The 22,617-nt window shown below is 65.4% G+C and carries 17 protein-coding genes; 13 read left to right on the top strand and 4 right to left on the bottom strand.

Going from position 1 to position 22,617, the window contains the following annotated elements; translation table 11 throughout:
• Positions 1-3 precede the first annotated feature (3 nt).
• Both ACWKY3_RS02330 and ACWKY3_RS02325 read right to left on the bottom strand, forming a co-directional pair.
• Positions 4-885 carry a PfkB family carbohydrate kinase gene (locus ACWKY3_RS02330; RefSeq protein WP_449314818.1) on the bottom strand — a complete coding sequence of 294 codons (882 nt, stop codon included), beginning with the start codon at positions 883-885 and terminating at the stop codon, positions 4-6.
• Between the two features lie 307 nt (positions 886-1,192).
• A complete protein-coding gene (locus ACWKY3_RS02325) occupies positions 1,193-1,387 on the bottom strand; it encodes a DUF6724 family protein (RefSeq protein ID WP_449314817.1) in 195 nt (64 codons plus the stop codon).
• Positions 1,388-1,542: 155 nt separating this feature from the next.
• On the opposite strand from ACWKY3_RS02325, the gene ACWKY3_RS02320 reads away from it, so the two are divergent.
• Positions 1,543-4,218 carry a hybrid sensor histidine kinase/response regulator gene (locus ACWKY3_RS02320; protein WP_449314816.1) on the top strand — a complete coding sequence of 892 codons (2,676 nt, stop codon included), beginning with the start codon at positions 1,543-1,545 and terminating at the stop codon, positions 4,216-4,218.
• 620 nt (positions 4,219-4,838) lie between these two features.
• Here the strand turns inward: ACWKY3_RS02320 and ACWKY3_RS02315 are convergent.
• Positions 4,839-5,798, bottom strand: a complete 960-nt coding sequence (locus ACWKY3_RS02315; RefSeq protein ID WP_449314815.1) for a hypothetical protein — start codon at positions 5,796-5,798, stop codon at positions 4,839-4,841.
• A 607-nt stretch (positions 5,799-6,405) separates the two neighbouring features.
• On the opposite strand from ACWKY3_RS02315, the gene serS reads away from it, so the two are divergent.
• Entirely contained in the window at positions 6,406-7,695 is a 1,290-nt protein-coding gene (serS, locus tag ACWKY3_RS02310) for a serine--tRNA ligase (protein ID WP_449314814.1), read from the top strand.
• Here the strand turns inward: serS and ACWKY3_RS02305 are convergent.
• Positions 7,659-8,459, bottom strand: a complete 801-nt coding sequence (locus ACWKY3_RS02305; protein WP_449314813.1) for a hypothetical protein — start codon at positions 8,457-8,459, stop codon at positions 7,659-7,661. The two genes, serS and ACWKY3_RS02305, sit on opposite strands and share 37 nt — an antisense overlap.
• 217 nt (positions 8,460-8,676) lie before the next feature.
• On the opposite strand from ACWKY3_RS02305, the gene ACWKY3_RS02300 reads away from it, so the two are divergent.
• The 11 genes from ACWKY3_RS02300 (at position 8,677) to ACWKY3_RS02250 (ending at position 22,247) form a co-directional block, all read left to right on the top strand.
• The gene (locus tag ACWKY3_RS02300) at positions 8,677-9,408 is read left to right on the top strand and encodes a hypothetical protein (RefSeq protein WP_449314812.1); all 732 of its coding nucleotides are present in this window, start codon (positions 8,677-8,679) and stop codon (positions 9,406-9,408) included.
• A complete protein-coding gene (locus tag ACWKY3_RS02295; RefSeq protein WP_449314811.1) occupies positions 9,405-10,091 on the top strand; it encodes a cyanophycin synthetase family protein in 687 nt (228 codons plus the stop codon). Before ACWKY3_RS02300 ends, ACWKY3_RS02295 begins: the two co-directional genes overlap by 4 nt.
• Positions 10,092-10,169: 78 nt before the next feature.
• Positions 10,170-10,700, top strand: a complete 531-nt coding sequence (locus ACWKY3_RS02290) for a YtxH domain-containing protein (RefSeq protein WP_449314810.1) — start codon at positions 10,170-10,172, stop codon at positions 10,698-10,700.
• A 166-nt stretch (positions 10,701-10,866) separates the two neighbouring features.
• Positions 10,867-11,835, top strand: a complete 969-nt coding sequence (locus ACWKY3_RS02285; RefSeq protein ID WP_449314809.1) for a PRC-barrel domain-containing protein — start codon at positions 10,867-10,869, stop codon at positions 11,833-11,835.
• 3 nt (positions 11,836-11,838) lie between these two features.
• On the top strand, positions 11,839-12,663 hold the full coding sequence (locus ACWKY3_RS02280; RefSeq protein ID WP_449314808.1) for a TVP38/TMEM64 family protein: 825 nt from the start codon (positions 11,839-11,841) through the stop codon (positions 12,661-12,663).
• Positions 12,664-12,797: 134 nt separating this feature from the next.
• Entirely contained in the window at positions 12,798-13,586 is a 789-nt protein-coding gene (locus ACWKY3_RS02275; RefSeq protein WP_449314807.1) for an NINE protein, read from the top strand.
• A 272-nt stretch (positions 13,587-13,858) separates the two neighbouring features.
• Positions 13,859-14,797: an aldolase gene (locus tag ACWKY3_RS02270; protein ID WP_449314806.1), complete on the top strand. Its 939-nt coding sequence runs from the start codon at positions 13,859-13,861 to the stop codon at positions 14,795-14,797.
• Positions 14,798-15,170: 373 nt separating this feature from the next.
• Positions 15,171-15,890 (top strand): hypothetical protein, encoded by a 720-nt coding sequence (locus tag ACWKY3_RS02265; RefSeq protein WP_449314805.1) that lies wholly within the window; start codon positions 15,171-15,173, stop codon positions 15,888-15,890.
• 46 nt (positions 15,891-15,936) lie between these two features.
• A complete protein-coding gene (locus ACWKY3_RS02260; RefSeq protein WP_449314804.1) occupies positions 15,937-17,724 on the top strand; it encodes a carbon starvation CstA family protein in 1,788 nt (595 codons plus the stop codon).
• A 1,401-nt stretch (positions 17,725-19,125) separates the two neighbouring features.
• On the top strand, positions 19,126-20,679 hold the full coding sequence (locus ACWKY3_RS02255) for a catalase (RefSeq protein WP_449314803.1): 1,554 nt from the start codon (positions 19,126-19,128) through the stop codon (positions 20,677-20,679).
• 233 nt (positions 20,680-20,912) lie between these two features.
• Complete coding sequence (locus ACWKY3_RS02250; protein ID WP_449314802.1) at positions 20,913-22,247, top strand: serpin family protein; 1,335 nt, start codon at positions 20,913-20,915, stop codon at positions 22,245-22,247.
• Positions 22,248-22,617: the final 370 nt, after the last annotated feature.

Raw genomic sequence — 22,617 nt, 5'->3', positions numbered from 1 at the left:
GCCTTACAGCAGCTCGCACACCTTGCCCAACAGCGGTTCGAAGCTGACGCCGCGGTCGCGGAAGGCGGGCTGCTGGGCGCTCACGATCATGGCGTCGTGCACGAGGTTGCCGGCAAACGCCACGGCCTCTTGGAGCGAGCGTCCGGCCATGACGGCGGCCATCAGGCACGACGCGTACAAATCGCCCGTGCCGTGCAGCATGTAGGGCAGATACTCGTTGTGCACCTCCACGATGTTCATGTCCTCACCGCCCACGAAGTTGCGGATGCACGTCTCGCCCTCGCGTTGGATGCCTTTGAGCACCACGTGCTTGGCGCCCTTGGCCACCAGCGCGTCCACCAGGCGTTTCGCCTCCGCATCCGAGATGTCCGTGCCGCCCCACGCATCACCGATGGGCTCGCCTAAGATGATGGCCGCCTCCGTGAGGTTGGGCGTCAGGATGTCGGCGCCACAGGCCAACTCGGCCATGGCGTTGCAGAGTTCGGGCGTGTAGGTGGGGTACACCTTGCCATGGTCGGCCATCACGGGATCGACCACGCGCAGCGCGTTTGGGTACATCGCGTACAGGTCGCGGATGCGGTCCACCTGCTCGGGCGCGCCCAAAAATCCGGAATACACCGCGTCTATCTCCACGCCGATGCCCTTCCAGGCGTTCAGGTAGTCGGCCAGGATCTCGGTGGTGTCGTGCATGTACCAGCCGGGGAACGCCGTATGCGACGAGAACAGCCCCGTCGGCACGGGGCACACGTCGCAGCCTGCGGCCGACAGCACCGGTATGGCCACGCCCAGCGAGCACTTGCCGTAGCCGCACAGGTCATGGACGGCCGCCACGCGGGGAATGTAGGCGCCTTCGCGGCGGTAGAGGTACGTGTCGTTGTGCTGCATGGGGAATCTCTCCTGATCGAATCGGTTGCATTTGCTGGACGGCGCCTTGCCGTCGGGGGGCGACGACGCTTGGGCGCTTGCGTCGGCGAAGGGGGTGGGCGAGCGTCGGAAGGGGGTGACCGTGCCGCCGCAGGCGGCGCGCAGGCGATTGCGTCGGCGCCTGCGGCAAGCGGCCCGCCGCATCGTCCAAGGCAAGCGGCCCGCCGCGCCGTCGGTGCAGGCAGCCCGCCATGCCCGTGGCGGCAATGCGCGGTCCGCTTGTCGCCGCAGGCATCTACCGCCCGCCGCGAGCGCGGGTCACGCGACGCTACTTGCCGTCTTCGTCATCGTCGTCGAAAAACGACCAGTCGTCCTCGTCCGGCTCGTGGTTCACGTACATCTTGCGCGTGCGGCGCTCCATGATGATGCAGGCGATAAGGCTTAACACGAGCCCCGCTCCCACCAGGCATCCGATGCCGGCGTACGTCTCGAAAAGAAAGTGATACAGCGCACCAAGATCCATGGTTACCTCGTTGCTCGACTCAGGCGGATGCTACCGCCGCGTAACGTTTTGCAGTCCAACGTTAGAGTATACTATGCCAGTCCAGTTCCGCCATGGATTGGTTCTGATATTCCTTTATTCTTTTGGAGCGGCGGGGGAAGCTGAGGGGCGGGCTCATGCGCACGGTGATCAGGGGCGAGAAGGTCCGCCGCGTCGCCGTTGCGGCGGCTGTTGCGGCGGCGGCCCTGCTTGTTGCGGCTGCGGTGCTGTCGCTGACGTCGTTCATCGACCGCAAGCTCAATCAAAGCGCCGAAGAGCAAATCGTCTCCTTCACCGAACAGGCTGCAGACGGCGTGGCCGATCGCGTGCTCATGGTGCAGGACGCCATCGGCGCGTTCACCGTCCAGTCGTCCGATCCCTCTGCGGTTCTGCCCGCCCTCCGCGCGCTGCGGGAGCGCGTGGGCCTTGCGTATGTCGCGTTCGCCGGCATGGATGGGACGGGGCTTGCGGACGACGGCTCCGCGTTCGACGCCGGCCTGCTCGATCAGCCGGAGACGGCGCTGTCCCAGGGGCTTCCGTCGTATTCGGCCACCTTCGCGAACGAGGACGGGCGGCGCGTGCGCTTGGCCCAAACTCCCCTGTACCTGGACGGCCGGCAGGTCGGCGCGCTGTACGCGCAGATCCCCCTCGACCTGTTCGCCGTGTCCGACCGTCTGGACGCGTTCGGCGGGGGCGGCTCCTTCGTCCTGTTCCAGGCCGATTCGGGGGAGATCCTCGTGCCCCCGACGGACCGCGCCGCCACGCCCGTGGAGGAGGGTTCCATCCTGTACGACTTCCTGGCGAAGTCCGCCGACGACAACCCGTCCGCCTCCCAAGGGGGAGCGTCTGCCAGCAGCATGCTTCTGGACCTTTGGTCCCGGCAAGGTGCGGGCCTGCCGGATTTGCTCGGCATCGTGGATGCTGGGCAAAGCGGCATCGTCACCGCTCCGGTGGACGGGCGGGCGTCGTATGTGTGCGTCGCTCCCGTCGTCAACGGAAGCTGGTACGTGTGCGCCGTGGTGCCGGTCGAGAGCGTGCGCGCGGAGGCGTCCGTTGTCGCCGCCACGTTCTTGGCGGTGTTCGGCATTGTGCTCGCGTGCCTGATCGTCGCATGCCTTGCGGGGTTCGCTGCGTACCGTCGTCGCGTCCGCGAGCGCAATGTGAGGACGTTGACGCAGCTTTACCAGGCGCTTTCCGACTGCGTGGACCTGTCGGTCAGCCTGTATTCGCCCGGCGACGGGAAGATCACGCCCATCGCGTCGAAGGCCGTCAACGTCGTGGGCCGCGCCCTGGACGATTTCCTTGCCGGTGCGCAGGCGGCCGACGGGACGGAGCTGTCGGACGAAGGGGCCAACCTGTTTGCCCGCGTGAAGAAGGGCCTGGTCGCAGAGCTTGAGCAGGGCGAGTTCTCCTATCGTGTGCCGGAGGGGCTTGAGCGCTGGGCGTCCTACACCGTCAAGCCCATCGAGTTCGACGGCAAATCCCAGGTGCTTGTCGTGCTGCGCGACTCCACCGCCAGCAAGCACGTGCAGCTGTCCCTGCAGGACGCCATGGACGCGGCCGAGTCGGCCAACCAGGCGAAAAGCGAGTTTCTTTCGCGCATGAGCCACGAGATCCGCACGCCCATGAACGCCATTGTCGGCATGCTCCAGATCGCTCGCGGCAACGTCGATGACGCCGACAAGATGCAGGTGAACCTGTCCAAGATAGGCTCGGCGTCCGATCATCTGCTGGGGCTTGTCAACGACGTGCTGGACCTTTCGAAGATAGAGGACGGCAAGATGGTGCTGGCGGACAACCCGTTTCGCCTGACCGACCTGATTGACGACGTGGCCCGTGTCGTGCGTCCGCAATGCGACCAGCGCCGGCAGAAGTTCGTGGTCCGCACGTCCGCCCACGCGCGCGCCATGTACCGAGGCGATGCGATGCGCTTGCGGCAACTGCTGGTCAACTTGCCGTCGAACGCGGCGAAGTACACGCCCGAGGGCGGTCGCGTGACGCTCAAGACCGAGGTGGCGCCCTCTTCGGCGGCGGATTTGCGCCAAGTGACGTTCGTGGTGTCGGACAACGGCATAGGCATGTCGCAGGAGTTTTTGGAGCTTCTGTTCGAGCCGTTCACCATGGAGGGACGCTCGCGCGCGCAGGGCACGGGCCTGGGCATGTCCATTGTGAAGAGCATCGTGACGCTGCTGGGCGGCGGCATAGAGGTGGATTCCGTTGTGGGGGAGGGGACCACGTTCACGGTGACGTTCAACATGCGCACGGCCTCCGAGGCAAAGCGGGAGGTCGCCAGCGTGCCTGGGAACGGGATGCCCGGCGCGTGCGACGCGGAGGGCTTGTGCGTGCTGGTGGCCGAGGACAACGAGCTTAACGCCGAAATCGTCTGCGAGCTTCTGTCGGACGCGGGGTTGGTCGTTGATCTTGCGCGCAACGGCGAGGAGGCGTGCGATTTGTTCGGGGCATCGCCTGTCGGGCGCTACGATGCCGTGCTCATGGACGTGCAGATGCCCCGGATGGACGGGTACCAGGCAACGCGTTGCATTCGCGCCCTCGACCGGCCGGATGCGGCCGATGTGCCCATCATCGCCATGTCGGCCAACGCGTTTTCCCAGGATGTGGACGCTTCGCTCGCTTGCGGAATGAACGCTCACCTGTCAAAGCCCATCGACATTCGTCGCGTGCTGGAAACCCTTGCCGAACACGCGCAGGCTCGCCGTGTTGCCGCGTCCGATGCCGGCGCTGCCGATGGCGACGACCTTACGCCCGATGCTGGCGCTGTCGGCGGCGACGGTCTTGCGCCCGATGTTGGTTAACGTCTCTGGTGGGCCCTCCGACGCGGATGCCCGCCCCGCTGGCGCGGGACGTTCGAGGAGCTGTGCGAGCAGCTGCCCAGCAAGGACCGCGGCAATCCAGCCGCGCGAGGTGGCCGGAGGCTGACAGTTGGCGTCCGGCGCTGTCCGCCTCCTTGCGCCCGCGCCCGCTGTCCGCTCCCGCGCCGATGGGCCCTCCGGCGCCGGGGGGGGGGGTCCGCTTCCGCGCCCTCGTCCCGGCCGAGGCCCGGCTTCGCGTCGCCTTTCCCGCCGGCCTGTGGCCGAGGCCCGGCCTCGCGTCGTTCCGTTCGCTCCGGCCGAGGCCCGGCTCCGCCCCGCCCGCCGGCCTGCGGCCGAGGTTCCGGCTCCGCGCCCCTGCCCGTCCGCCGGTTCATGATCGCAAAATGCGCGAAAAATCCCCTCGCTTGGTCAAAATCTGGGCAAGTCGGGGGATTTTTCTCCTTTTTTGAACTACTATGCAATAACATATAGTTTTTCATCAGGCATTTTGGAAAACGCTTCCCTGGACGCCTCGGGAAAACCCCCGACTTGCCCGGATTTTGACCATCTCGGCGAATTTTCGCGTATCGGAGGGCGCCCGAAGGTGCTGCCTCGGCCTCGCCTCAGCCTCGCCGGCGGCTGAGCAGCATTGTGCGAAGCCGCAGTCGCCTTTCAGGGAAATCCGCCATGCGAATCCGTAGCCGCTTTCCCATGCGCTTTGCCAGCAAGCTGGCTATCTCGTCGAAATCGAAAGTGCTTTTCAACTGGGCGTTTGTGAGGGTAACCACGTAGATGCCCTCCTGCCCCAGGCTGCTCCTCCGCTTCGAGTCGCGCGAGATCCTCCGCTCGCCGGTATGGTGCAGGTCGCTGTCGTACTCCACGGCCAGCTTATACGCGGGCCAGTACAGATCGCAGAACAGCTCTTTGGCGGCAACGCCGAACGGCGTGTGCTCCCTGACCGGCACCTTGCTGTTCATGTGCGGAAGCTCTAGCCCGTATCCGCCCAAGGCGTGGGGCAGGCACAGCAAGGTGGTTGTCGTGGTTTCGCGCGGAGAGGCGGAGCGGCTCACAACGTAGCGCATCGCCGCGCGCATGGTCGCCGCGCCGCGCACCTGGCCTATTCGGCTGGCGAACGCGCGCAGCTTGGCGGGCGTGGTGACGGGGCGCGCTTCCGTGAAGCCGTTCGGGGCCGTCGGATTGAGGCGGTAGAAGCCGCACAGTTCGTCGGCGAGTTCGACAAGGAGGGGGAGCGGCATGGAGCAGGCCATCTGCAACACGCACAGCTCCGGGGAGCTGACGTATAGCCGATGGGCCACCCTCGCGAACGCGCGAGCGGGCATGAGGCCGGTCATAACGTGGCAGACCAGATGCGTAGACGAGTGGCACGCCGATCGGTCGGCCGCCACGATGTGCAGCGGGTCGGAACGCATTCCGTACCGCGAGCAGCCAAGCTCGGCGATGTCGCGCAGGCTGGTCATACAGTTCGCAAGCGCAAGTGAGCGCGACGAGCGCTCCTCCGTCGCGTCCAGCGGATGCGCGCGCCAATACTCAAGAGCCGAGGCGTGTCCCACAAAGAGGTTCATGCCGCCAGCCTATCATGCGCCTGCTCGTCGTTGACCTTGGGAAGAAGAATTCCTGAGAAACTGCGCGAAACCAATCGTCTCGGCCTCCTTCGCTGCGCCCCTTCTCTGTTCCGCATACGCGTTATTTTTCTCAGATGGTCAAAATCGGGGCAAATCGGGGGATTTTTCAGCTCCGAACAGAGAAGCGATTTCCGTGAACAGGGCTTTTGTCGAAATCCGCGGCCCTGGGGACCGAAAAATCCCCGACTTGCCCCAATTTTGACCACTAGAGGCTGAAAAACGTGCATTGGGGTTCCGAACTGTATTGGGGTTCCGAGTCGCATCTTCTTCTCAGGTGCGAACGCGCCGAAACCTCGCCGAACGCTCTCCCCTCCCCCAAGCTTCCCTCCCCGTATCGCCTCCGCCCCTCCCGAGCCACCCCTCCCCGTATCGCCTCCGCCCCCCTGACGCCCCCGGCGTTTCCCGCCGCACCGTCCAAGGCGGCGCGGAACCTTCGACCCTTCAACCCTTAAGACTCGTCGCAGCCGCTCACGAACCCGCTAGCTGCGCGCCCGCAGTGCGTTATACTGGGCAGATCAACATATCCGACCGGAGAAGGAGCGCGACCATGCTCGACATCAAGTTCGTCCGCGACAACCAGGAAGCCGTCGCCCAAGCGATGAGGAACCGCAACGCTTCGTGGGACGCGTCGCGCTTCTCCCAGCTAGACGAGGCGCGTCGCGCCGCCATCGCCAAAGAGGAGGCGCTGCAGGCCGAGCGCAACGCCACGTCCAAGTCCATCGGCCAGATGATGGCCGCCGGCCAGAAAGACGAGGCCGAAGCCGCCAAGGAGCGTGTTCGCGCCATCAACGACGAGCTGTCCGCCATCGGCGCCGAGCGCGAGCAGGCCGACGCCGAGCTGCGCGACCTGCTGCTGCGCACGCCCAACATGCCGGCCGACACCACCCCCGTCGGGGCCGACGAGAACGACAATCCCGAGGTGCGCCGCTGGGGCACACCGCGCGACTTCGAGGCCGAGGGCATCCAGATGAAGCCGCATTGGGATCTGGGTCCGGAGCTGGGCATCATCGACTTCGAGCGCGCGGTGAAACTCGCGCGCAGCCGCTTCATCCTGCTGGGCGGCCTGGGTGCCCGCCTGGAGCGCGCGCTCATCAACTTCATGGCCGACACGCACACTTCCCGCGGCTACAAAGAATGGTGGTGCCCGGCCATGGCCAACGCCGAAACGCTCACCGGCACAGGACAGCTGCCTAAGTTCGAGGAGGACCTGTTCCACACCACGGAGGGCCTCTACCTCATTCCCACGGCCGAAGTACAGCTCACCAACATCCACGCCGGCGAAGTGCTGGACGCCGACCAGCTGCCGCTCAAGTACTGCGCGTTCACCCCGTGCTTCCGCGAGGAGGCCGGCAGCGCGGGCCGCGACACGCGCGGCCTCATCCGCGTGCACCAGTTCGACAAGGTGGAGATGGTGAAGTACTCCAAGCCCGAGGAAAGCTACGCCGACCTGGAGGCCATGGTGGAAGACGCCGAGAACATCCTGCAGCTGCTGGGCCTGCCGTATCGTGTGATCAGCCTGTGCACGGGCGACATCGGGTTCTCGGCCGCCAAAACCTACGACTTGGAGGTGTGGCTGCCCAGCTACAACGGCTACAAGGAAATCTCGTCTTGCTCCAACTGCACGGACTTCCAGGCGCGTCGCGCCAACATCAAGTACCGCGACCCCGCCAACTTCAAAGGCTCGCGCTACGCGCACACGCTCAACGGATCCGGCCTGGCCGTGGGCCGCACCATGGCTGCGGTCATCGAGAACTACCAGCAGGCCGACGGTTCCGTGCGCGTGCCCGACGTGCTGGTGCCCTACATGGGCGGCGTCGAGGTCATCGCGCCTGAGTAGCGCGCGAACGGCGTTGGAGGCGGCAAGGGCGTGGTAACGAAGCGGAAGCGCACGGGAGAGTCGGCCAAGGCGTCGGCGAAGCCCAACACGGGCACGCAGGCTGGGAAACCCAGTGCAGGCGCGCAGACCGGGAAGCCCGATGCGGGCGTGCGAACTGGAAAGTCCGATGCGGGCGCGCGGTCCGGGAAACCTGACACGAACGCGCGGGTCGGGAAGCCCGCACGCCGTCCTGCGCCCAAAAAGGCCACCACGCCGCTTGGCAGCGGCACGACGAAGGGCGGGAAGCCCGTGTCCGGGAAGCCCGCGTCCGGGCCAGCCGCGTCCGGGGAACCCGCGTCCGTGCCGTCCGCGTCCGGGGCGGTTGCACCTGGGGGCGCCGCGCTCAAAGGCGTCGCGAACAAAGGCGTCGCGCCCAAGGGCGTCGCGGGCAAAGCGGCCGCATCCAAGGCGGTTGCGAGCGGAAACGTCGTGTCCCCATCCGCGCCTCCAGCGCCGACTGCGGCCCCGTCTGCGGCCTCCGCTTCCGCTTCGAACCCGGTAACCGACGCGGCAACGCCTGCTCCTTCCAAGGCCAAGCCGAAGGCGCGTCCGAAGGTCAAAGCGAAGTTGAAGCCGAAGCCGGCTTCGACCCCTATCGCCGAGTCGGGGTTGGACTCTTCTGCGGACACGTTGTCAAGCGTCGCGCAGAAGGATCCCTCGGTTCCGACGCCGGATGCGGATCGGGCGGCAGCTCCGGCGTCGGCCAGCCCCAAGCGCCGCGTCAAGCCCAAGCGTTCGGCTCCGACCTCGGACGCGGCCAAGCGTCCGGCGCATGCGTCGTCCCCGGACGAGGCTCCTTCCGCCCAGAACCCAACCGCCGCCTCTGCCGCTTCGAATGCGGACGCCCCGGATGCTTCGGACGCCTCGGATGCGTCCCGACGCGGCAAAACCCGCCCAGCCAAGTCCCGAAAGCGCCGATGGCCTCTTGCGGCGGCCGGCGCGGTGCTCGCAATCCTGCTTCTGGCAGCGGGCCTGTTCTCGTGGGACAGGTGGTTTCGCTACGACGACGCCGCCGAGTTCCAAGGCTCGTGGCAGGTCGCGGATTCCACGGGCGTCGTGGTCATCGACGGCGAGTCCATCAAGCTCACCCAGGACGTTGCCTACGCCTACCGGCTGGATACCGGCGCGAAGACCATCACGTTCTCGTTCGGGGACATGCAGGGGCAAGGGCGGTATCGCTTCTCGCTCGACCGAACCCAATTGGTCATAACGGACGGGGCGGGCTACGACGGCTGGACCACGCTGCTCGACGACGTGGCATGGATGGCCGGCCAGCTGGCGAGCATGGTGCAGGGCAACCCGGAGCGAAAGGCCGTCGCGACCGAGGGCCTGACCGTGCTCAACCGCCTGTCGCACGATGCCGACGCCTCCCCGCAGCGGGGCGAGGCGCAGCCTTCTGAAGGGGAAGCCGAGGACGCCGACGGGTCCGCCGCAGGGGACGGGGAAGCGTCCGGCGCAAACGATGCGGCGACGGACGGCGCGACAACGGACGACGCAAACGGCGCGACAACGGACGGCGTGACGGCAAACGGCGCAAACGGCGCGACGGCGAACGGCGATTCCGCCTCGAACGACGCGGCTCTCTCCGGTCCCGCAGCGGCTTCCGGCGGCGCGGACTCCCTTGGCGGCGCATCCGCCGGCGCCGCGTCGTCCGCCTCAGATTCCGCGGCATGAGCTCGCATCCAGCCCCTGCCGTCTCCGTGGATCGCCTGGTCGTGCTCACCGGGCGCATCCTCTGCGACGTGTCTTTGTCCCGCGAAGCGCCCCGCACTACCTCGCCCGAGCTCATGGATCGCATCACGCCGTCGTTTCCCCACCTTGCGCGCCATGCGTGCGTGAACGACGAAGGCCCCACGTTCGGCGCCGTCATGGACCGCACATCGCTGCCGCATCTGCTGGAGCATCTCGTTATCGACCTGCAAGTGCGCGCGTCCGCGCAAGGCCGCATGTCCGCTCGGACCATCGCGAACGCGCTGCCCGTCCCGTCCGATGCAGGCAGCGTGTCCGCCCGAATCGGCGCGCACCGTCCTCCCGGCACGGGCCATCCGCCCGCCCCGTCCGGCGCGGATCGCCCCTTCGGAACGAGCCGTCCGTCCGCCTCTCCCGGCGCGGAGCGCCCTTCCGACGCCTCGCCCGGCGCGCACCGTCCGCCTGCTGCAGGTCCCGCGTCTGCCGCCGACGGCCCCGTGTTCATGGGCACCACCGAATGGACGGACGAGCACGCAGGCCGGGCCCGCATCCAGATCAGCTTCGCCGACGATCTGGTGGCGCTGCGGGCCATACGCGATGCCGTCGATTTCCTGAACGAAGCCCTCCTCTCGGCTCCTTGCGGCAACGAAACGGCAACCGAATCGTAGAGCGCTCATGTTTTCCCGCCCGGGAGCGACGGGTGCCCCTATAATGGACGGATAGACAAACGTCCAAAGGAGGCCGTTATGGGCAACAAAATAGGAGCATTTATCGCTGGAAGTTTTGCCGGCGCCGTCGTCGCGCTGCTGTGCGCTCCCCGCTCGGGCAGGGAAACGCGCGCTTTGGTGAGCGACAAGGTGAACGCCGCATGGGGCGAAGCCCAGGAGCTGGGTTCCCAGGCGGCTGGCAACGTGCAGCAGGCGTACCAGGACGTGGCGAGCAAGGGCCAGAAGCTCGCTCAGGACGCCCAGGCCAAGGGGCAGGAGCTGTACGGCCAGGCCAGCGCTCGCGTGCAGGAGGCCGCCGACACCATCAAGCCGGCGTTTTCCCAGAAAAACGACGAGCTGCGCGACAAGATAGAGGCTGCCCGCCAGCGCATTGCCTCGCAGGTTGCCAAGAACGCCGAACAGGCTCAGGAAGCGGCCAACGACGCCATCCCGGTTGCCGCCGACGCCGTTCACAATGCCGTGGACAGCGCGCAGGACAAGGCGGAGGGCGCTGCCGATGCGGTGACCGACAAGGCGCAGGAAGCCGCCGACAAGGTGGCGGGCGAGTAACACGGTTCGCATGAGCGTGCCGGACGCGAAGCGGTTGCGCGGTCAATACGGTCGAACCCGACCGGACCGCGCGCCGCTTTGCGCTATTTGAGAGAGGCGGCCGAGGAGAGGTTGCAGTCGGGGCGCACGGCCGAAAGGCGTGCCGGAAGGCTGCGGGGAAGGCACTATGGCAAGCACACTCATCACCACCAACGAGCTGACGGGCGTTCGCGTCTTGGGCGGCAAGAACGGGCAGAAGCGCATCGGCAAGGTGCGCCGCTTCGTGTTCCACCCCAAGGAGAAGCGCTGTATCGGCTTCATTGTGAAGCGCCCCGATCTGCTGTGGATGTTCCGCCGCAAAGACAAGTTCGTGTCCATTGAAGGATACGATTTGGTGGACGGGCGCATCGTGATCCGCGACGTGCCCGAGGCCACGGACCGGGCGGCATGCAAGGCGCTTGGGGTCGATTGGGATTCCTGCGTGCTGTGGCTGGGCCTTCCCGTCATGACCGAGGACGGCCAGGCGTACGGCCAGGTGGGCAACGTCACGTTCAACCGCCTGACGGGCGCCGTCGATTCGTTTGACACCGATGCCGGGGCCACCGCCAACGTGCTGCTGGGCACGCGCACCGTTCCGGCGGATTTGATCAGGGGGTTCCGACGCGGCATGGGCGCGGCGCTTGCCCGGACGGGCGAGGAGGCCCAGCAAAACGACGATGTGGTGCTGGGCGCCATCATGGTGTCCGACGAGGTGAGAGGCCTTGCCTCCGAAGGCGGCGTGGCCGAGAAGGCCGGCCAGGCAACCGCCGTGGCCGCCGACAAAGTGCAGACCGCCGTAGACAAGGTGAAGCCCGTGGCCAGCGAAGCGGCACGCAAAACCGGCGAGGCGGTGAACAAGGGCGCGTACGCCACCGGCCGACAGATCGCCCGGTCGAAGACCATGTTCTCCGACTTCAAGGAGGAATACGACAAGGCGCGCGGCTCCAAGTCCAGTTCCAAGCCCAGCTCCAAATCCGGCGGCACCACCCTGTCCAAGGCGTCGTCTGGCGCCGCGAAGCAGCCGGCCAAAGCGCAAGCCAAAAAGCGTCCCGCCCCGAAGAAGAACATGTTCGCGGCGTTCAAGGAAGAGTACGACAAAGCACGGCATGAGGACTGACCGGTGAGCGACCCGAAAAGCAGCCATAACCACCCGTCCGACACCGCCTCGCTCAGGCGCAAAGCCGTCGAGCGCAGGCAGGAGCTGCATCAAAAGGCCGAGCAGGAGGTCACTGTTCGCGGTCACAAGATGGAGAAGGGCGATGTTCTCAAGTTCGCCGGACTCATCGCGTTCTTCGTGCTCATGGTGCTGGTGTGCGTTTTGCTGTGGCCCTATGTCCACGAGTTGTTCGAGCCAGGCGGCATAGACCGCGTCATCGCCGACGTCCGCAACGCCGGACCGGTGGGCTTCCTCATCCTTTTGGGGCTTCAGTTTCTCCAGATCGTGGTGGCGTTCATCCCCGGAGAGGTGGTTCAGATAGCGGCGGGCATGATGTACGGTCCGTGGGTGGGCGCGCTCGTCATCTTGGTGGGCTGCGTGCTGTCCAGCGCGTTCATCTTCATGCTCGTGCACAAGCTGGGCGCGCCGTTCGTGCAGAGCATGGTGCCCGTCAAGTACCTGGACAAGTTCCGCAGGTTCGAGCACAGCGGGAAGCTGAACGTCGTCGTGTTCATCCTGTTCCTCATCCCGGGGCTGCCGAAGGACGTGTTCACCTATCTGGTGCCGCTCACCAACATGCGCATGCGCACGTTCCTTGCCCTGGCGAACGTGGGGCGCATTCCCGGCATCGTCGTGTCCACGTACGCGGCCGACGGCCTGATTGACGGCCGCATCATGGAGAGCGTCATCATCTTCGCCGTGGCTGCGGTCATCGCGGTGGCGGGCATCGTGCTGCGCGAACCGCTTATGAAGCTCATCGAGAAGCGCGCCCACAAAAAGGGCAAGTAAGGCGCGCATTGCCCCATATCTTAAGATGGCGTGACATCGTTAACGGTATAGTGACGAATTCGTCTCGCGGCGTGCTCCCCAGCCTACTATGGTTGACACGAAACCAATGCTAAAACGCAGAATGAGAGGGCAGTATGACTGCGAACGAACCCGTGAGAACCGCTGCGGACGAGGTGGCCGCAGCTGAACAGGAGTTGAAGGCGGCGCAGGAGAAGCTGGAGGCTGCCCGCGCGAAGCTTGCGGCCGAAGAGGGCGAACGCGTTGCCGAAGAGCCTTCCGACGCGGACGAACCCGCAGGCTCAGGCGAGTCCGCAGGCTCAGGCGAGTTCGCAAACTCGGATCAACCCGCAAACTCGGACGAACCGGCAGGCGCGGAGGCCAAAGTCCCTCCCGCCGTCGAATCCGCCTTTGTCAACGCAGTCGAGCCGGAAGCCAAGCAGCAGCCGACCTTCGCTAACCCGGCTCCGCCCCAAGGGTCTCCGGTGTGCCCGCCCTACGCCCCCCCCGCTTTCGGAGGGCCGTCCTCCGCGCCGGCGCCGCAGCCCTCGTACGGTCAGCAGCCCGGATACGCGCCTCCGCATGCCGGCCCCGGGGCCGTTCCTCCCCAACAGCCGTACTATGGCTACCAGCCTCCGTGCTATCAGCAGCCCTACACGCCGCCCGTGGTTGCCGCGAAGGACCACGTTGCCGCCGGTCTGCTGGCCATATTCCTGGGCTGGTTGGGCATCCACAAGTTCTACCTGGGGTACAACACGCCCGGTTTCGTCATGCTGGGCGTGTCCATCCTCGGCGGCATCGTGACGTTCGGGCTGGCCAGCTTCGTCATCTGGGTCATCGCCATCGTCGAGGGCGTCATCTACCTCACGAAGTCCCAGTCCGAGTTCGAGCAGATCTACGTGATGCAGAGCCGCGACTGGTTCTAACCCGCTCGCACGAGGTCGGCTCACGACTCGTCGGCCCCGGCCTTCGCCTAGCCTTTCTGGGCGAGGTTCTGCCAATCCTGTCTTCTGCCGCCCTTCCTGCTTATGTCCCGTGCCGCCCGCTCCTCGTTCGCCGCTTTTTCGGTGAACCGGGGTGGGCGGCTCTCCTTTTTCGTTAGAATGAACGCATCGACGGGACGCACCGTGCAACCTGCAATCTGCAACCGGTCGTGCGGCGCGCCCTCCGAACGAGCATCCTATAAAGGAGGAACACCATGCCCAACATCACTCGCGACCAGGTGAGGGTGCCGGCCGACGTCATGCCGGAGTCCCGCGAGGAGTACATCGAGAACTACCTGAAGGCCACCCGCGGAACGGGCCGCCTCATGCTGTTCGCGTGCGATCAGAAGATCGAGCATCTGAACAAGGACTTCTACGGTGAGGGCATCGACATCGCCGACGCCGAGCCGGAGCACCTGTTCAAGATCGGCAGCCAGGGCGTGTGCGGCGTGTTGGCCGGTCAGCGCGGGCTCATCGCGCAGTACGCGGCCGACTATCCCGAGATCAATTACCTGGTGAAGATGAACTCCAAGACGAACCTCGTCAAGACCAGCCAGGACGACCCCTACTCGCCGCAGCTGCACGACCTTGACGCCGTGCTGGCCATGCGCGAGGCGGGCGTGAACATCGTGGGCCTGGGCTACACCATCTACCTGGGCAGCGAGTACGAATCCACCATGATGGCCGAGGCGGGCCAGCTCATCGCACAGGCGCATGCGAACGGCCTGCTGGTGGTGCTGTGGATTTACCCGCGCGGCAAGGCCGTGACGGCCGAGAAGGATCCCGCGCTCATCGCGGGCGCGGCGGGCGTGGCCCTGTGCTTGGGCGCCGACTTCGTGAAGGTGAACCCGCCCAGCGCGTGCGAGGACAGCACCTCTGCGGAAAACCTCAGCATCGCCGCCAAGGCCGCAGGCCGCACGGGCCTTGTGTGCGCCGGCGGCTCCACGGTGGATGCCGAGACGTTCCTCACCCAGCTGCACGACCAAATTCACATCGGCGGCGCGTGCGGCAACGCCACCGGCCGCAACATCCACCAGCGCTCGCTCGACGAGGCCGTGCGCCTCACCAAGGCCATCAGCGCCATCACGCTGGCGGACTACTCCGTGGCCGACGCGCTGGCCGTGTTCAACGGCGAGAAGGACTTCTCGCTGTAAGGGCGCGTCTGCAACATCGGATGCACCGGGCCCCGCAACGGCGAACGTCGCGGGGCCTTTTCGTCTTTGCGTGCGCCGGGCGGCTCATCTCGCGCCAACGCGCCAGGCTTCCGTCTCCGGGTCCGTGCTGGCGCTCCAAGCCCTCTGCTTCGAACTCGTGCCAGCGGGGCACATCCTTCTACCCCGAGTTTGCGCCAACGCGTCACCCTCCTTCGCCTCAAAGTCGGCCCGCTGCGTCATCCCCCCGACCGGCTTTCTTCAGGCATTTCGCCGATATGGGGTGTCTCCTATATCTATAGAAGGACTTTTCTGTGCTACCGTTTTATGATCGCAGTCTGCCAGGCTGCGGGGGAGAAGGGTGGTGAGAAGGGCAGTGAGACGCGAAACGGCAAGCCGGTCGGAGGTAGCGCAGAAGGCGCCGATCCGTCGCGTTGTCGAGAACGAGGAAACCCTCCCGCGTTGCGAATACGGCGATAACAGCGCCGACGCGGGCGGTTCCGCTCCCGACAGCGGCAACGTTGCCTCCGACGAAGCTGTAGCCGGGGCTTGCGGCGAGGACGCGCACAACGCGTCGCGGACCGCAGGGCCCGATGCCCAGCAGCTTGTGCTCGAGCGTCTGCTGGCGGCTCATGAGGCATGGTTCGACGTGTCGCGCGACTACGGCTTTGCCGGCCGCACGTTTGCCGGCTATGCGGAGTTTCATTCCCATGGCGAGCAATACGTGCTGGTCAAGCGTGCAAAACTGTGGGAAGTCGACACGCATGAGTACCTGTTTTTGCACAGGGAGCGCCACCTTGACGCTCGCGTCCTTGCTAATCTCGTGTCCTTCATGGAAACGGAGGCTTTGGGGAAGGTGGATCCCAAGCCCAACCACATGACGTCCTTTCTCTCCCTGGTCGTCATCGCCGATACGGTGGACGACGATGCCAGACGGGCCGTGCGTAAGGTCCGATTCCGCAAGAACTTCAAGTGGGGCTTGCGGGGTTGGGCCGACCTGCGCTTGGCGGTGGCGGACCTGAGTCGCGGCGACGTGGTGTCAAACGCCGCCGGCAAGGCCCTTGTCCGCACGATCGAGGCGAACCTGGCACTGTGACCTCGCCTGAGGCGGCGAGCGGTTCAAGAGGAAAGGAGGAGTCGAAATGAACGCGATGATCGTGCTGGTCATTGCAATCGCGGTCCTGGTCGTCGGTTACATCTTCTATGGAGGATGGCTTGCCAGGCAGTGGGGCGTGAAGGCCGACCGGGTGACGCCGGCCCACGAGTTCGAGGACGGCGTGGACTACGTGCCCGCCAAGCCCTACGTGGTGTTGGGGCATCACTTCTCGTCCATCGCGGGTGCGGGTCCCATCAACGGGCCCATTCAGGCGGCGGTGTTCGGTTGGGTTCCGGTGCTTCTGTGGGTGCTGATCGGCGGCATCTTCATTGGCGCGGTGCATGACTTCGGCTCGCTGTTCGCGTCGCTTCGCCATAAGGGGCAGACCATCGCGGTAGTCATCGCCGAGAACATCGACGCCACGGCCAAGCGCCTGTTCTGCATCTTCGCGTACCTGACGCTCGTGCTGGTGGTGGCCGCCTTCGCGTCCATCGTGGCCAACACGTTCGCCGTGAGCGCGGCGGCCAGCGACGCCGTGAACCTGGCGAACCAGCGCACGGCCATGATATCCGTGCTGTTCATTTTCGCCGCAGTGATCTACGGCCTGTTCACGCGCGGGCGCAATTTGCCGCCGGCGGCAAGCATCGTTCTTGCCATCGGCATTGTGGTGCTGGTGATAGCGGTGGGGTACAATCTGCCCGTCATCTCGCTCGACTACACCGCGTGGATGCTCATCATCGGCGTGTACATTCTGATAGCGTCCGTGGCGCCGGTGTGGATTTTGCTGCAGCCGCGCGACTACCTGAGCAGCTACCTGCTGTACGGCATGATGGCGCTTGCGGTGATCGGCATTGTGGGGGCGGGCGTCATGGGCGCGGCGTCCAACATGGACATCCCCGCGTTCACCGGCTTTTTCGCGTCCAATGCGGCGGTGGACGCCGCGGGCAACGCCATCGTGGACGCGAGCACCGGCCAGGCTGTCATCAACAAGGCGGCGGCCTCGGGCTTTTTGTTCCCCGCGCTGTTCATCACCATCGCATGCGGCGCTATTTCCGGCTTCCACAGTCTGGTGGCGTCCGGCACCACGTCCAAGCAGCTCGACCACGAGAGCGAGGCGCAGCCCATCGCCTACGGCGGCATGCTGCTGGAGTGCTTGCTGGCCGTCATCTCGCTGTGCGCCGTGGCGTTTGTGTGGCAGGACTACCAAAGCGGCGCCTACGCCTCTCCCACGGCTGTGTTCGCCACGGGCCTGTCCCAGATGCTCGCCGTCATCCCCGGGCTGGAGAACGTGGAGAGCATCGCGTACGCCCTGCTCATCTTGGCGGTGTCGGCGTTTTGCCTGACCTCGCTCGACACGGCCACGCGCCTGGCGCGCTACATGTTCCAGGAGCTGTGGCTCTCCGGCGACGAGACGCTTGACACGGCCACCGGCGCCAAAAAGGCGCTGGCCAACCCGTACGTGGCCACCATCATCACGGTGGTGGTGGGCATTGCGCTGGGCATGACGGGCTACACGCTCATCTGGCCTCTGTTCGGCGCCGCGAACCAGCTGCTGGCTGCGTTGGCGTTGCTGGCCGTGTGCGCATGGCTGGGCAACGCGGGCCGCAACAACAAGATGTTCTACGTGCCCATGGTGTTCATGTTGGCGGTCACGCTCACGTCGCTGTGCATGACCATCCAATCGAACGCGGCTTCGCTTGCGGGCGGCGGTGACGCATTGGCGGCGGTGGTGCAGATGGCCATTGCCGTGCTGCTGCTGGTTTTGGCCGTGATCTTGGCCGTGAAAGGTGCGAAGACGGTCATGTCCTCTGCGGGCAAGAAGACAAGCGCGTAAACGCTTTGGCGCGAGCGCGCGCGACGCCGATCGCGTGCAAGGCCCCGTCCTCGCAGCTCGCTGCGGGTTGACGGGGCCTTTGCGTGCAGGGCGTCTGCGGGCGGGCGTCCGGTTGCGGCCGCGCTTTGGGCTTTGCGGAGGTTTTCGCTTGCGGCCGCGCGGTCGATTCCGCGAAGGTCTTGATCCGCATGTGCGCTTATCTCTGCGAGATTCCGGCCGCAGGCATGCGCTCAGCCTCGCAACACCCCGTCCGCAGGCGCGCGTTCGCCTTTGCGAAGCCCCGTCCGCAGACGCGCGTTCGGCCTCGCGACACCCCTCCGTCCGCGGGCGTGCGTTCGGCCTCGCAACACCCCGTCCGCAGGCGCACCTCCGGCCTCGCGAAAACCTTAATGCACGAAATTTGCCCGCTTCTGGTCAAAAATTGCACAAGTCGGGGCTTTTTTGCCTGTTCAAACCACCGTGTGGGCTTGATCGGAAAAGAAAGGCCAGGTCAAAATTGTCCGTTCAAAAATAGGGGCCTTTCAAACCCCCGACTCACGCAGGTTTTGACCAAATCAAGAAATTTCCCTGTTATACCACCGCTGACACGGGCCGCTGTTTGCCGAATCTCGGGCCAGGCCTTCCCTGGTCGTGCGCTAACAGAGAGAGGAAATTCTCTCTGTTACACCACCGCTGACACGGGTCCCGCCAGAGGCGGCTTAGCGGGGGTCGCCCGCAGGTTGGTCACAAACCGCGCCCTGTGGCACGTGCGGGGCCGCCCTCCCGCCCTCCGCGCCCCTCGCGCCCGAAGAAACACCAGGTCGCGGAAATCGCTCGGCCCGCCGACGCGCCGGATGGACCCTTCGGAGTGCCACAGGGCGCCGTTTGTGACCAACCTGCGAATGCGGGCGGACCCATGCTAACGGCGATTTAGCAGAGAGGAGAAATTTTCGTGCATAAGAGGGTGTTCAACGGGGTTTGCGCTGCGCGCGATGCTCGCGCGCCGGGCTTGGCCTCGCGAGCCAGGTTAGTCCCTCGCTGCCCGATCTTGCGCCAAGCTTGAACTTCCTCGCTACCCAACCCCGCGCACCGGGTTTGGCCTTCCTCGCCGCCCACCCTCCCGCACCGCGTTCGGCCCCTATGCCGCCGACCTCGCGCGAGGCCAGCATCGCATGTTGAACCCGCCGCAAAACCGGCGGATCGCATCTCCTTTCCCATTGCGACAGCTCGAAAAGCGTAAACGCCAACCAGCAGCCTTCTATGAATTTATTGAGATTAATTCCTAATAAGGATTGAATACTGATATTGTCCCCGGTACGATTTCATCACCCTATGAAGCGCCGCAGCAAACGGCACGCGGCGCTGGACGCAACCGCAAGCCGCAGCGCCCGAGCGCGGCAGCACGAAAGCGAGGACGAACCTATGAGCGACCACATCGACACCACTCGCCTCACGAACGAGGTGGGCAACCCCGTTGCCGACAACAACCACACCCTTACGGCGGGGGAGCGCGGCCCCATGATGCTCCAGGACAACTGGATGATCGAGAAGCTGGCGCACTTCGACCGCGAAGTCATCCCCGAGCGCCGCATGCACGCGAAAGGCTCTGGCGCCTACGGCACCTTCAAGGTGACGGGCGACATCAGCAAGTACACGAAGGCGAAGGTGCTGCAACCCGGTGCCGAGACGGAGGTGTTCGTCCGTTTCTCCACCGTGGCCGGCGAGCGCGGCGCGGCCGACGCCGAGCGCGACATCCGCGGCTTCGCCATCAAGTTCTACACGCCTGACGGCAACTGGGACCTTGTGGGCAACAACACGCCGGTGTTCTTCCTGCGCGACCCCAAGAAGTTCATCGACCTCAACCACGTGGTGAAGCGCGACCCGCACACCAATATGCACTCCGCGCAGAGCAACTGGGACTTCTGGTCCAGCCTGCCTGAGGCTCTGCACCAGGTGACCATCGTTATGTCCGACCGCGGCATCCCGGCCAGCTACCGTCACATGCACGGTTTCGGCAGCCATACGTTCAGCCTGATCAACGAGCAGAACGAGCGCTTCTGGGTGAAGTTCCACCTCAAGACCGAGCAGGGCATCAAAAACCTCACCAACGAAGAGGCCGCAAGCATCATCGCCGGCGACCGCGAGAGCCACCAGCGCGACCTGTTCAACGCCATCGAGCGCGGCGAGTTCCCCCGTTGGCGCTTCTGCATTCAGGTGATGGACGAGGCCACGGCCAAAAACTACAAGGAGAACCCGTTCGACATCACCAAGACTTGGAGCCAGAAGGAGTTCCCGCTCATCGAGGTGGGCACCTTGGAGCTCAATCGCAACCCGCAGAACTACTTTGCCGAGGTGGAGCAGGCCGCCTTCGCGCCGACGCACCTGGTGCCGGGCATCGGGCTGTCGCCCGATAAGTTGCTGCAGGGCCGTCTGTTCGCGTACGGCGACGCACAGCGCTACCGTTTGGGTGTGAATCACAACCACATTCCGGTGAACCGCCCGCGCTGCCCTTACGCCGAGTTCCACCGCGACGGCATGATGCGCACCGACGGTAACTTCGGCGCCACCATCGGCTACGAACCCAACAGCTACGGGCAGTGGCAGCAGCAGGCCGACGTGGCCGAGCCTCCGCTGGATCTGTTTGGCCCGATGGACGCGTGGGATCCGGCCGATGACCCGACCGATGACACGTTCTACCAGCCGGGCGACCTGTACCGCCTGATGAACGAGGAGCAGCGCGCCGCCCTCATCGGCAACACGGCGGCTGACATGCAGGGTGTGACCGAGAACATCCGCCTGCGCCACGCGGCCCACTGCTACAAAGCCGACCCCGAGTACGGCGACCGCCTGGCCGAAGCGCTGGGCGTGGACGTGGCTCGCGTGCACGAACTGGCGCAGATGAGCCACGAGGAGCGCATGGCCGCCACCGGCCAGCAGGTTCCCGCCCGCAAGAAAGGCGGCGCGGTGCGCGCGTAAAGCGCGGTGCCCGAAGGCGTGAAAGGGGAGAGTCGGCTGCCGAGCGGCCCGCTCTCCCTTTTGTTTGCCTGACGAGCGCGATGCCGGGCAGGGTGGAGGCGCAGCGGCGATTGGATTGGCGTGATGCGCTTGCTGCCGGCTCGACGTTTCGGCCTTGTTCGGTCGTTCTCGCTTTACGATCATATGGTATAGTGAAAAACTCTTATTTTGCGAAGGAAGGGGAAGGGGCCTTGATGAAACGGCGGCGGTTGACGGTGGTCGCATTGGCGTTTGTCCTTGCGGCGGGAGCGGGCATGCTGACGTTGGCCGCCTGCGAGGCTGAGTCTGAATCGGCATCCGGCCCTGCGAATGCGCCTTCGTCGTCCTCCGGCGCCGCGGTCGCGGTCGCTCAGCCGATGATGCCCGAAGACGGAGCGGCGTCCGGCGAGCAGGACCTTGTGGACGAAGAGTTCGCCCAGTCTCTTTCGGGGTTCGCGTACCGCAGCGCCTCGGCCGTCCTCGGCGATGTTGGCGCTGACGCCGGCATGCCCGCCAACGGCGCCTATTCGCCTCTCAGCCTGTATTATGCGCTCGCGCTGGCCAACGAGGGGGCGGCGGGCACCACGGCCGATCAGATCACCTCCGCTCTTGGCGCACCCGCCGACGTGGATGTGGCCGGGCAATGCGGCAGCCTCTTTCGCGCGCTGGTCGCCAATCCCGACTCCAAGGTGGCGCTGGCGAACTCCGTCTGGCTGGGCAAGGACGTCCCGTTCGAGCAGGACTTCGTTAATTCTGCAGTTGGACAGTTCTACGCCACGCCGTTTTCCGTTGAGTTCGGCACTGCGGCCGCCGACGATGCTCTTGCCGCCTGGATCAGCGAAAACACCGACGGCCTTGTCAATCCCGCCATCGAAACCGACGCAAGCCAGATCCTTGCCATCGTCAACGCCATCGCCTTCAAAGGCAGCTGGCTCAGCCCGTTCGATGAAGCCGCCACGCAAGAAGACGTCTTCCATGCGGAAGGCGGGGACGTCCAGGCCGATTTCATGACGCAGCGTTTGAACGACCCTCAGGAGGTTCGTCGCACCGACGCCTATCTGCGTGCGAGCCTCGGGTTTGGCGGCGGGGCGTCCATGACGTTCGTCCTGCCTGCCGAGGGGACGTCGCCTGCCGACCTGCTGGCCGATCCTGCCGCGCTCGAAGAGGCGTTCTCCGCACCGGCCGACGATCTGGCCTTCGTCACCTACACAGTGCCCAAGGCCGGCTTCGACAGCTCGCTCGACCTCATTCCGGCTCTTGAGCGTCTGGGCGTGCGAGAGGCGTTCACCGATGCCGCCGACTTCTCCAACCTCTCGTCCGTGTCCGCCCGTATATCCGAAGTCAAGCAGGAAAGCCATGTGACCTGGGACGAAGAAGGGGCCGAAGCTGCGGCGTACACCAACGTGGGCATCGCCAAGACGGCGCTTGCGCCCGATGCGGCCATGGAGGTGGAGCTGCGCCTGGACCGCCCGTTCCTGTTCCAGATCACGTCGGCTCAAGGCGTCCCCCTGTTCGTGGGCATGTGCGGCAATCCGGCCGAAGCCTCGTAGCGCTCAACCGCCCGCTTCGCCGCTTCGCATTCTGCCCGTCGGCTTCTACGCTCTTTGCCGATTTCGCTGTTTTGGGGCTGGAGCGAAGACGGCAAGCGGTTCGCCTGGTTCGGTTGCCTGCTCTTCTTCATTTTGTGGATTGCGCTGATGGCAACCGGCGGCCTTTTCGCGTTGCTGGCTTTGGTGCCTGGTTCTGCGACGGTGAATGTTTCGTAGCGTCTGCGCTGTGACGGTCCTTAATGCAAACGAACCTCGAGGCGGATGGTCCCGAGGTTCGTTCATGTGCGGATGGTGCCCGAGGCGAGAGTCGAACTCGCACGTCAAAGACAACGGTTTTTGAGACCGCCGCGTCTGCCATTCCGCCACTCGG

The sequence above is a fragment of the Rubneribacter sp. genome, from assembly GCF_965361815.1.
This window is presented reverse-complemented; position numbering and strand designations above follow the sequence as displayed.